Source organism: Desulfobacteraceae bacterium (genome assembly GCA_022340425.1).
In the GTDB taxonomy this organism is placed as follows: Bacteria; Desulfobacterota; Desulfobacteria; order Desulfobacterales; family JAABRJ01; genus JAABRJ01.
The window spans coordinates 1-11,913 of sequence record JAJDNY010000030.1; the positions used below are offsets into that span (position 1 = coordinate 1).

13 protein-coding genes are annotated in these 11,913 nt (G+C 62.8%); 9 read left to right on the top strand and 4 right to left on the bottom strand.

What is annotated here, in order from left to right; all coding sequences use genetic code 11:
• Together LJE63_02900 and LJE63_02905 are read left to right on the top strand one after the other, a co-directional pair.
• A partial coding sequence (locus tag LJE63_02900; GenBank protein MCG6905548.1) for a lactate racemase domain-containing protein occupies positions 1-1,079 on the top strand: 1,079 nt, incomplete at its 5' end.
• 46 nt (positions 1,080-1,125) lie between these two features.
• On the top strand, positions 1,126-1,950 hold the full coding sequence (locus tag LJE63_02905; GenBank protein ID MCG6905549.1) for a nitroreductase family protein: 825 nt from the start codon (positions 1,126-1,128) through the stop codon (positions 1,948-1,950).
• Positions 1,951-2,284: 334 nt separating this feature from the next.
• On the opposite strand, the gene LJE63_02910 is transcribed toward LJE63_02905, so the two are convergent.
• Positions 2,285-2,485, bottom strand: a complete 201-nt coding sequence (locus LJE63_02910) for a hypothetical protein (protein MCG6905550.1) — start codon at positions 2,483-2,485, stop codon at positions 2,285-2,287.
• A gap of 273 nt (positions 2,486-2,758) precedes the next feature.
• Between LJE63_02910 and LJE63_02915 the strand changes: the two genes are divergently transcribed.
• Entirely contained in the window at positions 2,759-3,505 is a 747-nt protein-coding gene (locus LJE63_02915; protein ID MCG6905551.1) for a glucose 1-dehydrogenase, read from the top strand.
• Positions 3,506-3,616: 111 nt separating this feature from the next.
• Positions 3,617-4,567: a radical SAM protein gene (locus LJE63_02920; protein ID MCG6905552.1), complete on the top strand. Its 951-nt coding sequence runs from the start codon at positions 3,617-3,619 to the stop codon at positions 4,565-4,567.
• Between the two features lie 62 nt (positions 4,568-4,629).
• On the opposite strand, the gene LJE63_02925 is transcribed toward LJE63_02920, so the two are convergent.
• Positions 4,630-6,285, bottom strand: coding sequence for a DEAD/DEAH box helicase (locus LJE63_02925; GenBank protein MCG6905553.1), 1,656 nt, complete (start codon positions 6,283-6,285; stop codon positions 4,630-4,632).
• A 288-nt stretch (positions 6,286-6,573) separates the two neighbouring features.
• Here LJE63_02925 and larB point away from each other — a divergent pair, with 288 nt between their 5' ends.
• The 5 genes from larB to LJE63_02950 all read left to right on the top strand — a co-directional run bounded on the left by larB (position 6,574) and on the right by LJE63_02950 (position 10,081).
• Positions 6,574-7,365, top strand: coding sequence for a nickel pincer cofactor biosynthesis protein LarB (gene larB, locus LJE63_02930; GenBank protein MCG6905554.1), 792 nt, complete (start codon positions 6,574-6,576; stop codon positions 7,363-7,365).
• On the top strand, positions 7,362-8,123 hold the full coding sequence (larC, locus tag LJE63_02935; protein ID MCG6905555.1) for a nickel pincer cofactor biosynthesis protein LarC: 762 nt from the start codon (positions 7,362-7,364) through the stop codon (positions 8,121-8,123). Before larB ends, larC begins: the two co-directional genes overlap by 4 nt.
• Before the next feature lie 26 nt (positions 8,124-8,149).
• Positions 8,150-8,902, top strand: a complete 753-nt coding sequence (gene yqeC / locus LJE63_02940; GenBank protein ID MCG6905556.1) for a putative selenium-dependent hydroxylase accessory protein YqeC — start codon at positions 8,150-8,152, stop codon at positions 8,900-8,902.
• A 200-nt stretch (positions 8,903-9,102) separates the two neighbouring features.
• Entirely contained in the window at positions 9,103-9,516 is a 414-nt protein-coding gene (locus LJE63_02945; GenBank protein MCG6905557.1) for a transposase zinc-binding domain-containing protein, read from the top strand.
• 10 nt (positions 9,517-9,526) lie between these two features.
• Positions 9,527-10,081, top strand: a complete 555-nt coding sequence (locus LJE63_02950; GenBank protein MCG6905558.1) for a transposase — start codon at positions 9,527-9,529, stop codon at positions 10,079-10,081.
• A gap of 496 nt (positions 10,082-10,577) precedes the next feature.
• Here LJE63_02950 and LJE63_02955 read toward each other — a convergent pair whose 3' ends face one another.
• Both LJE63_02955 and LJE63_02960 read right to left on the bottom strand, forming a co-directional pair.
• The gene (locus LJE63_02955) at positions 10,578-11,582 is read right to left on the bottom strand and encodes a DUF6279 family lipoprotein (GenBank protein MCG6905559.1); all 1,005 of its coding nucleotides are present in this window, start codon (positions 11,580-11,582) and stop codon (positions 10,578-10,580) included.
• Between the two features lie 169 nt (positions 11,583-11,751).
• Positions 11,752-11,913 (bottom strand): DUF2177 family protein, encoded by a 162-nt coding sequence (locus LJE63_02960; protein MCG6905560.1) that lies wholly within the window; start codon positions 11,911-11,913, stop codon positions 11,752-11,754.

Consider the following 11,913-nt stretch of genomic DNA (forward strand, 5'->3'; position numbering starts at 1 on the left):
GGCTGCCCGAGCTTGTGGCCGTCGTGGTGGCATGTCTGCGCCGGCTGGGGCTCGTGCCCTTCATCATCCCGGCGATGGGGTCCCACGGGCGCGCGACAGCCGAGGGTCAGGCGGCCCTGCTGCGCGAGCTGGGGGTGGACGAAGCCTCCGCGGGCGCGCCGGTTCTCTCCAGCATGGCGGTGGACTCCCTGGGCCGGCTGCCCACCGGCGCCGAGATCTTTTGCGCGCGCGATGCTCTGGCCGCCGACCACCTCGTGCTGCTCAACCGGGTCAAGCCCCACACGGCCTTTCGCTTCCGGGTGGAGTCGGGGCTTTGCAAAATGCTGGCGGTGGGCCTGGGCAAGGACCAGGGGGCCGCCACCCTGCACAAATACGGCCTGGCCCGGACCCTGGTGCCGGCCGCGGAGCGCATTCTGACCCACGCCCCGGTGCTCTGCGGGATCGCCGTGGTGGAAACTGCCCGCGACGAGATCCACACCCTGCGCCTGGTCCGCCCCGAGGACTTCATTGCCGCCGATGCCGAGCTCTTGGTCACCGCGCGCGCGCTGCTTCCCCGCATTCCCGTGGATGATCTGGACATTCTGCTGGTGGACGAAATGGGCAAGAACATCAGCGGCACCGGTATCGACCCCAACGTGGTGGGCTTCTGGCGGCGCGCGGGCGGGGAGCGCATCCCCGACTATCGCACCCTGATCGTGCTGGATCTCACCCGGGAGTCCCACGGCAATGCGGTGGGGATCGGCATGGTCGACCTGACCACCCGGCGGGTGGTGGATCGGATCGATATCCCGGCAACCTACACCAACGCCCTCACCACCGGCATCTGGACCAGCGCGCGCATCCCGATTCATCTGGAAACCGACCGCGCCGTGATCGAAATGGCCCTCTCCAAGGTTCCCGACCCTCAGCAGGTGCGCATGGTGCGGATCGTCAACACCCGCAGTCTGGAGACTTTCTGGGCCTCGGCGGCGCTTTTACCCGAGCTGCGCTCACTGGGCAGCGTGGCTGTCGCCCAGCGGCCGCTGCACCTGACCTTTGACGCCGCAGGGCGCCTGCTGCCCTTCGGGGCGCCCAAATAAGCAGCCTGGGCGGCCACGGAGAGCACCGCAAGAAAGGAAAGACAGCATGTCCCTCACCATCGACCCCCGGACCTGCACCCGCTGCGGAACCTGCGTCCAGATCTGCCCGGCCGGCATCATCGCCATGAAGGGTCCCGAGGAATTGCCGGCCTGGGTCCCCGGCGCCGCCAGGGGCTGCATCCGCTGCGGCCACTGCGTGGCGGTCTGCCCCGAGGCGGCCCTGTCCCTGCCTTTCATGACGCCGGAGGATCTGCCTGCAGTGAAGCCCGAGTTGGCCGTTTCGGCCGACCAGATGGTTCAGCTGGTCCGCTCGCGGCGCTCCATCCGGGTTTATCGGCGCAAGCCGGTCGACCCGGTGCTCTTGACCCGCATGATCGATCTGGCGCGTTACGCCCCCACCGCCAAGAATCTTCAGCCGGTCCGCTGGCTGGTGGTCCGCGAACGGGAAACGGTGGCGCGTCTGGCCGGGCTTGTGATCGCCTGGATGCAGGGTCTGGTGGCCGCCAATGATGGCCGCTTCTTTCCCCTGCCGCTGTTGAGGGGCCTGGCGGCCGAATGGGCGGCCGGCCGCGACCGCATCTGCCGCAGCTCCCCTCATCTGATCGTGGCCTACGGGGCGAAAAATTTTCCGCCGGCCCTCTCCGGCTGCCTGATCGCCCTCACGACCCTCGAGCTGGCTGCCCCGGCCTTCGGTCTGGGGGCCTGCTGGGCGGGTTATTTCGATCTGGCCGCCAACCACCACCCGCCCCTGACCGAGGCCCTGGGCTTGCCCGACGGCCACCAAAGCTACGGCGCCCTGATGATCGGCTATCCCAGATTCGCCTACCCGCGCATGCCGCTGCGAAACCCCGCGGACATCACCTGGCGCTGATCCCGAAGGGGGTTGGGACCCCCAGCCCAGGACAGCTGCCGGCCCAGGGCACCGGTCGGGTCCGGAACCGGTGTGACTGGTATGAGATCATTTGAGTGGCGGTTTTCAAAAGGCCGGGGCGCCCACCGGAGGCGCCCCGAGTATCAGGCTGGCGTTGTTACCCCACCTGATTTGCCGCCAAAGGGTTTTTCGGGAGGGGCTTGCGATGGTGACCATTTGATATTAGTAACTTTTCTCGGGGCATGGGGCTGGCGCGCGCCTCATCGGGTACAGCGTCTTGCAGCCCACCGGCCGGTTTCCGGTGTCACGCCAGGGGCACAAGGTGCTGCCGGTGCTATTCAGGCAGCTCACATTTCTTGTTCAGGTGTGTCCGGACGAAGTAGATCCCGATAATAAACAGCGGGGCCGCCAGCACCAGGCCGATTATAGGCAGCACGGTAACTCCGAGAATGGCCGTTCCAGTACCAAAAATCAAAAACAGGATGCCTATGGCCAGCTTGGACATTTTCTGAGGAAGGCAGCTGTTGATATCCATGGTTCACCTCCTGGGTGGACGCGCTTGCGCCCAAGGGCATGGGTTGGGGTAAGGTTGTTTTTGGGTACCGTTTTTTGCTGAAATTTCTTTTTTAGTCAACTAATATAAAACCAATCTGGCATTTCTCAACCAAAGTCGAAAGAGATTTTTTATCCGGACCGGCAAAACGGTGCTGCCGCGGGAGCCGGCGCCTTCGGCCGCTGGGGATCCGGTCAGAGGGAGCTGCCTGCACCCCGTGCGCCGGGGCGGCGCAAACCGGTGGGGGAGGGGACCATGGACTTTAAACTCGAAAACCAAACGGCGATTGTCACCGGCGCCTCACGCGGCATCGGGCGGGCGATCGCCCTCAAGCTGGGGTCTCTGGGCGCTGCGGTGGCGGTCAACTATGTGCACCAGGCGCCCCAGGCCGAGGCAGTCGCAGCGGCCATTCGCGAAACCGGCGGGCGGGCGATCGCCGTCTGCGCCGATGTCCGCAAGGTGGCGGAAATCGAGGGGCTGTTTGACCGCACCGTCGAAACCTTCGGTGGGGTGAACATCCTGGTGAACAATGCCGGCATCAATTTTTACCGGGAGGTGGCCGGCCTGACGGAGGCGGAATTCGACGATATTTTCGCCATCAACGTCAAGGGGCTCTTTTTCTCCTGCCAGCAGGCCGCCAAAAGGCTGGCCGACGGTGGCTCGGTGGTCAACATCTCATCGTCGGTGACCAAGCTGATGCTGCCGGGCTACGGGCCGTATGCCGCCACCAAGGGGGCGGTGGAGCAGATCACCCGGGTACTGGCCAAGGAGCTCGGTCCGCGCGGGATTCGCGTCAACGCCGTCTCCCCCGGCCCGGTGGACACCGACCTGTTCCGCCGGGGCAAGACCGAGGAGCAGATCCGGCAGCTGGCCGGCATGGCCGCATTCGGCCGGATCGGCGCGGCTGCGGATATCGCCGCTGCGGTCGCGCTTCTGGTCAGCGATGCGGCCGGCTGGATCACCGGGCAGACGATCTGCGTCAACGGCGGCTTTGCGGCCTGAGAGGCCTGCTGTGAACCTTTCAAGAGCATGCTTTGCGCTGGTCCGCCCCGAGTTTGGAAACCGGTGCGTCTCTTACCCCCTGCAGGGCCTGCCAGCCCGGGAAGGATGGTCATGAACACCGCTGCCTTGACCTTCGGACCGGTTCCCTCCCGGCGGCTGGGCCGCAGCCTGGGAATCAACAACATTCCGCCCAAAACCTGCTCCTATGGATGCGTCTACTGTCAGGTGGGCCGCACCACCCGGATGCTGATCCGCCGGCAGCCCTTCTTCGCGCCCGAATTGATTCTCCAAAAGGTGCGCGAAAAAGTCCAGCGGCTCACGGCTGCCGAGAGCCGCCTGGATTTCATGACCTTCGTGCCGGACGGCGAGCCGACGCTGGACGTCAACCTGGGGCGGACCATCGGGCTGTTGAAATCCCTGGGCTACCCGGTGGGGGTGATCAGCAATGCATCCCTGATGGCCGATCCCAGCGTGCATGACGACCTGGCCGCAGCCGACTGGGTCTCGCTGAAAGTCGACGCGGTGGCGGACGGGGTGTGGCGCAAAATCGACCGACCCCACGGCAAGCTGGAGCTGGCGCCGATTCTGGAGGGGATCCGAACATTCAGCCGGATTTTCCAGGGCCGCCTGGTGACCGAAACCATGCTGGTCGCGGGGCTCAACGATGACCGCGATAACCTGGAGGCCACCGCCCGCTACCTGGCCTCGGTGGGGCCGCAAACGGCCTACCTGGCCGTCCCCACCCGGCCGCCTGCCGAAGACTGGGTCCGGCCGCCCGACGAGGAGACCTTGCATCAGGCCTACCGCCTGTTCAAAACGGATCTCCCCGCCGTGGAACTCCTGGTGGCCTTCGAAGGGGAGGATTTCAACGCCACCGACGAGGCCGGGGCCGAACTGCTGGCCATCACCGCCGTACACCCCATGCGGGAGGATGCCGCGCTGGCCTTTCTGGAGAAGGCCGGAAAAAGTGCGGCGACCCTTGAAGACCTTCTGCAGCGGGGCCTGGTGAAGCGGGTGCGCTATCGCGAGGCGTGGTTTTACCTGCGGCGGTTTTCCCGCTGAGTTCGGATTGCGGCCGGGGTGCGAGCGCCCCGACCACTGCCCTTGCCCCCGAAAGGGGCCGATCAGGCCAGGGCCACCGCCACGGGTTGCCGCCGTATCCGGTAGCGGCCGGCCTTGGCCAGCACCTGGGCCACAAACTGACGGGGGACGTCCACCAGGGTGTGGTCGTTTTCGATGCGGATGGCGCCGATGGTGCGGCCGGGGATCTCGGCGTGGTGGGCGATCGTACCCACCACGTCGCCGGGGCGGATGCCATGGGTCTTGCCAACCTTCAAACGCACCCGCACCATCCCCCGCTCGCAGGCCTGGTGCTCCAAGGGCCGGGGTGCAACCGCAGCGGTTTTGGCGGGTCGACGGGTGGGGTTGCCGGCAGGCCGAGCCGCCCGGGGTGCCGCCTCCCGGACCGCGGTGATGGGGGCTACCGGCCGCTGTTTTTCCGATGTCCGCACCAGCTTGAGTGCCACGGCCGCGATCTCCGCCGGGTCGTGGCCGGCTGCGGCAAGCTCCGCGACCACTTCCTTTTCCTGCTGGCAGCGTCCGCGCCGCAGCCAGACGGCCATCTTCGCCAGCAGCTCCGCCCGGCGCTTGGCCTCGATTTCGGCCACGGTCGGCAGCACGGCGGGGGCCAGGGGCTGCCGGGTGAAGCCCTCGATCCGACGCAGGCGCCATTTTTCCCGGGGTGTCAAAAGCGAAATCGCCACCCCGCTCTTGCCGGCCCGGGCGGTGCGCCCCACCCGGTGCAGGTAGGCCTCCGGGTCCTGGGGCAGGTCGAAGTTGACCACATGCGAGATGTCCTCGATGTCCAGCCCGCGGGCGGCCACATCGGTGGCCACCAGGATTGAACCGGGGGTTCGGCGGAAACGCGCGAGGACTTGTTCCCGGGCCTCCTGGCAGAGGTCGCCGTTGAGGGCCTCAGCGGGAAAGCCTTGCAGACTCAGCTGATTGGCCAACTCGCCGGTGGCGCTGCGGGTGCGGGCAAAGATCAGGGCCCGGGTGATTTTCTCGACCTCCAGAAGGCGGGTCAGGGCGGCCGGTTTGTCCTCGGGGTTGACCAGGTAGTAGCGCTGCGCGACCGTGGCCGCGGTGCGCTGCCTGCGCTGGATGGTGACCGACCGGGGCTGGCGCATATAGCGTTCGGCCAGGCTCCGGATCTCATCCGACAGCGTTGCCGAGAAAAGGGCGGTCTGGCGCCGGGCGGAGGTCTGTTCCAGGATTGCTTCGATATCGGCGATAAACCCCATGCCGAGCATCTCGTCGGCCTCGTCCAGCACCACGCATTTGACATCGCCCAGATAAAGAGTTTTTTGCCGGATCAGGTCCAGCAGGCGGCCGGGGGTGCCCACTACCACGTCGACCCCTTTTTTGAGCCGGGTGATCTGGCCGGCGTAGGGTTGGCCGCCGTAGACGGCCAAAACCCGCACCCCGCGGAGACGTCCGAAATCACACAGGGCCTGGGCGACCTGGATGGCCAGTTCGCGGGTGGGGGTCAGGACTAGACTTTGGGTGTTTTTCAGCCCCGCTGCCAGTACGTCCAGCAGCGGCAGGCCGAAGGCGGCGGTCTTGCCGGTGCCGGTCTGGGCCTGGCCGATCACGTCTGAGCCCGCCAGCAGCTCGGGGATGACGGCCTCCTGGATGGGGGTGGGGGCGCTGTAGCCCATTTCGGTTACGGCCTGCACCAGCTGCGGGTGCAGGTTTAATTCACTGAATTGGATGGTCATAATCCTCCGGCGCTTGGTTTGAGATCTCCCCCGGGTCGCCTGGCCCTTGCGGTCCATGCCCCTTTTGCGGCCAGCAGTTGACGCGCCTTCCCCAGAGGCGAGCCGGACTGTTGCAACAAAAAAGCCCGGGCCTTGGGGCCGGGCAACCATGTGGAAAATTTAAAACCGAATGTTTTTAAGTTTTAGGATTCGCATGCGGGTTGCGGGTTGAGCGAGACCCTTATAAACCAGTTGCGGGGCAAATGCAAGGCGCCCCGGCCGCCGGCCACGGGAAAGGAAACTGATTTTATGGACCAAAATCGCCTCAAAAACCTGCTCGCCGACCTGCAGGCCGGCCGGGTGGACCTGTCGACCGCCGTGGTGCAGCTGGAAAAGCTGCCCTTCGAGGATATCGGCTACGCCAAGATCGATCACCACCGCTGCTGCCGCACGGGCGTCTCGGAGGTGATTTACTGCGAGGGCAAAACTCTTGCCCAGGTCCAGGGCATCGTGACCCGCCTGGCCGCTGGCCACGACAATATTCTGGCCACCCGCGCCGCTCGGGAGGTGTTCGAGGCGGTTCGGGAGGTTGCGCCGGACTGCAGCTACCATGAAACGGCCCGCATCGTGGTGGTCAAGCCCCGGCCGCTGGCGCCCATCGGGAATATCGCCGTGCTGTGTGCGGGGACCTCGGATATCCCGGTGGCCGAAGAGGCCGCCGTGACCGCCGAAGTCCTGGGCAGCCGCGTCGCGCGGATCTACGATGTGGGCGTAGCCGGAATTCACCGTCTGCTGGATAAATGTGAGCAGCTCGGCCGGGCCAACGTGGCGGTGGTGGTGGCGGGCATGGAAGGCGCTCTCACCAGCGTGGTGGGGGGGCTTGTGCCCTACCCGGTGATCGGGGTTCCCACCAGCATTGGCTACGGTGCCAGCTTCGGCGGGCTGGCCGCCCTGCTGGCGATGCTCAACAGCTGTGCTGCAGGGGTTTCGGTGGTCAATATCGACAACGGCTTCGGGGCCGGCTACCAGGCGGCGCTGATCAACCGCCTGGCCGTTTGCGGAACGCCGGAAAGTGAAACTGTGGGGGATCACGACGGATGAAGATTGGCTATTTCGACTGTTTTGCCGGGGCCAGCGGCGACATGATCCTGGGGGCGCTGCTGGACGCCGGACTGGTGCTGGAGCGGCTGCGTGACGCGCTGGGCCGGCTGCCGCTGGCGGGCTGGGCCGTGGACATGCGGCCGGTGGTCAAACAGGGGCTTGGGGGCAGCCAGGCCCTGGTGCGGATCGATCGGTCCGGCCGGCAGCCCCACCGGGGCCTGGAAGACATTCGCGCAATCATCACCGCCAGCGGGCTGGAGGATATTGTAAAAAACCGCAGCCTGGCCATTTTCCAGCGTCTGGCCCAGGCCGAGGCGGCGGTTCACCGGGTCCCTCTGGAAAGGGTCCACTTTCACGAGGTGGGCGCCCTGGACGCCATCGTCGATATCGTGGGCGCTGTCGCGGGCCTGCATTTGCTGGAGATCCAGAAAGTCTTCTGCTCCTCCCTGCACCTGGGCAGCGGCACCGTGAGCGCCGCCCACGGCACGCTGCCCGTTCCGGCCCCGGCCACCCTGGAGCTGGTAAGAGGCATTCCGGTCTATAGCAGCGGGGTGGCCGGCGAGCTCCTGACCCCCACCGGGGCCGCCATCCTGACCACCCTGGCCGACGGCTTCGGTCCCCTGCCGGCCATGGTGCCCACGGCCGTGGGCTACGGTGCCGGCAGCGCCGAGCGGGAGATTCCCAATCTGCTGCGGCTGATCGTCGGGAACGTCTGGTCCCCGCGTCCCGGGTCGACCATTTTTTCGGGGCCGTCGTGATCCTGGGGGAGTTGTACGGCGGCCGTTTGCCGCGAGCGGGCGGCGTCATCAGCTTGGTGGGCGCCGGCGGCAAAACGACCCTGATGTTCCGCATCGCCAGGGAACTGGCGGCCGCCGGTGAAACTGTGCTGACCACCACCACCACCCGGATCTGCCGTCCCGAAGCGGCCCAGTCCGCGCACGTGATCGTCGCTGCCAGACCGTCCGCGGCGCTGCCGGTGCTGGCCTACAGGCTGCGGCGGAGCCGGCATGTCACCGCGGCGGCGGGCTGCATCCCGGAGGGTGACAAACTCGCCGGGTACCCGCCTGAAAGCGTCGATGCCTTCCGCGCTGCCGGGCTTTTTCGCTGGATCCTGGTGGAGGCCGACGGGGCCGCCCGGCGGCCGCTCAAGGCCCCGGCCGCGCACGAGCCGGTCATCCCGGCTTGCAGCGACTGGGTTGTCGCCGTGGCGGGCATGGCGGCGGTGGGCCGGCCGCTGGATCCGCGCTGGGTCTTTCGCCCGGAGCGCTTCGGCGCTCTCGCCGGGGTTGCGGCCCGGGAGCCGGTGACCCCCGATGCAATCGCCACCGTCCTGCTGCATCCCCAGGGCATGATGAAGGGGCTTGGATTGAAGGCCGCGCGCTGCGTTTTCCTCAACCAGCTCGATCTGCCCGGCGCGGCCGAAGCCGCCCGCACCGTTTGCGCCGCCCTGGCGCGCTCCATCTACAAGCCTGTCGACCGGATTCTGATCGGTTCGGCGGCTGAAAACGGCACTGTCGCCCCGGCCGAAGGCTGCTGACCGCTGACGCTGAACGCCACTCGCGCTGCCTTTTGCGGCAGCGTGATGCCGACCTTTGCGAGGCACCCGCATGCAGCTCGACGGTCGCCGCTACCGGCTGTTCGAAAAAAGCGCCGCGAAGCAGCGCCTAAAATATACAATAAACTTTACATTGAAATTTACATTATGCCATCCTGCAACCCCAAGGGTGATCAGCGACCATGTCGAACCAGGCAGCGCAACATTTTTATTTTGATTCCTATCAGCTCCGCAATCCCCAGACCGGCGGCTATTTTCGTTGTGTGCAAGACAACTTCGAGGAGTTGGAAAGCCTCTGGGATAACCGATACGCATCGCGGTATGGGTTCTCGCGGCCGTATGTGATGGATGTGATTTACCGCTATCAGGAGTGTGATGATTTGCATGTCGGTTTTGCGCGGTTGCGCTGCGATCAGTGCGGACATGAATATTTACTCGCCTATTCATGCAAAATGCGCCATTTTTGCCCCTCCTGTCATCAAAAAAGAGTGGTTCAATACGGGGAATGGCTGCTTTCCGACGTGCTCAAACGCATCCCCCATCGCCAGTGGGTTTTCAGTATTCCAAAAGGCTTGCGGGTCTATTTTTTTGTTTGATCGAAAATTGTTGGAAAAGCTCAGTAAATGCGCTTTTAAGGTGATCAGGGCGTATCCTGCCCATGCCGTGCCCGGTAACAATGCAGTTCCCGGGGTCAGTATTGCCATACAGACCTATGGGGATTTTCTAAATTCCAACCCTCATCTGCATGCCATTGTTTCCGATGGATGCTTTCTTGATGGCAACAGCTTTGAGGTTGCACCCGAACTCATGGGCCAGGACCTGGAAGAGGCCTTCCAATATGAAGTTTTGAAAATGCTAAAAAAGGAGGGCAAAATCAGCGATGCCATTATCGAAAACATGCTCTCCTGGCGGCATTCCGGTTTTCATGTCTACCTTGGCTCAACGATTTGGCCCGATGATGAAGAAGGCCTGGAAAACCTGGTCCGATATATCATCCGGGCGTGTTTCTCTCGGCAACGCATGGTCTACATTCCCAAAGAAGACGCATCGGACGGGATTGCCGAAGTAATTTACAGCTCCAAAAACGGTCAGAGCCAGAATACATTTGACGCCGTGGATTGGCAGGCCCAACTTGATGGTGCATGTACCGGGAAGATATGAACACACCGTCCGCTATTACGGTTACTACTCCAACAAGTCGCGGGGGTTGCGCAAAAAGGCCCGAGCCGATGATCAAATCGCCACGGTTATGCCCACTGGATATTCATCCGCGCAATTCAGGCGAAATTGGGTACGTTTGATCCAGGAAATCTATGCGGTTGATCCTCTGAAATGACCCCATCACCGATGAGTCCACTTCGCAAATTCCGCCCGTTGATTATTGGCTTCAATAATGTCTGACCCTCCTCAATCGGGCAGCCAGTTGCGCTGTGCTCAAATTATAGCAAAAACAACTTGTTTGACGGCCACCAACGCCGGGATGGCCTTTTGAAAGAGCCATAGGCCAATTACCCTATTTTTGCATTCGCATAGTGTTGTTGGTCATCAATATATTGGGTTGCCGTTGGCCTTGACAAACAATCACCTCTCTCGTGTATTTAATTTAAAAAAAACAAGTTCCTATCCCTTAGACCTTGGGGCTCACCTAAAAATAACGTCACATTTTGGACGCCGATGCATCCCGTCTGGCCGCGTTGCGAAAACTCTGAATATTAAAATATTCCTGCGTTTTCGCGCCTTTCCAGGCGGGCGCCTCAACGCCCAAAATTGCGAACTTATTTTCTCGTGGACCCTTAGCTCGATTCTTTTTCGATGCGGGATCGCAGCTGAGTTGGTCTAAATCCGCCGCCAGGGATTCGAGGCGATTTGAAAGATGGCTTCTCTGGTTCGGCGTGAGGGTTTCCAGCAGATAGGCCAGCAACTCGAAGGTGCGTTGCGTGTTGACGTCAATTTTACGCTGGTAATTTTCGGTTCTGAATTCTTCGGCATTTGTGAGCAAGCCGCGGAGTGCGGCTTCAAGTTCATCCGGGTTGGTTCGGTTTTCCAGTATGCGCCGCCCGGCGGCCTGAATGTTGCGGCGGTATGCAACCCGGTCGGCTGCAATGGGCTCGATTTGCAGATTCCAGGCGTCAACCGCCTGGAGCTGGGATTCGGTCAAGCCGCCTAACCAATAATTCAGGCGCTTTTGCATGCGCTTTTGGCGGTTTTGGATGATTTTTTGTGGTGGCGGTGCGACGTACTCGTTTTCGATATCGCGGTTTTTCGTTTCCAGGTTCTCGAAGAGTTCATCGACCTGCTCGTCCGTAGCCGAGGACATGATGTCGGCAATATCGGGACTGATCTGGTGTATCAAAACGTTCCAGTACCGGATCAGCCGCATTTTGTAAGTGTCCAGGCGCTCCACCGTTAACGGTCGGCCGCTGTGGTCAACCTCCCGGCGCAAATCCAGCAGAAATTCAGCGTACTCCGATAGTTGCGTTCGGCAGTGCCAATCGAGCTGTCGAGCGAGTTGTGTTCTGAGCCGGCTGCTTTGGTCGGGTTCCAGGGAAATGTAATCGTTCACATACCAGGGTATCAGCCAGTCCAGGCTGGGGTAGTACAACCTGGGTCCGCAGGCGCCCAACAAAATGAGCCCAATCACCAAGGCCAGGATTTTTTTCATATTTCCATCATGTAGGAATTTCGACGGTAACCATGGGCGGATGTCTTTGTGAGTCCGCTGCCGGACAGCACACCAATAACCGCATCTCAATGTTCGGCAAATCGCGGGCGCATCGTCGGCTCTGATCGAAAGTTGCCACAGGGACAAGGAGTGGTTCATCACCGCGTGTTCAGGTTTGCAACCACCGGCCAACCGAATAACCGCCTGCGGAAACGATGGTGCACAGTACAACCCCCCAGGCGATGTCGACCGGAACCAAAGCGGCCGGCCAATTTCGAATCAGCGCGTAGTTGGTCAGTTCGTAAGTGGCATAGGTAAAAAAGCCGTACAA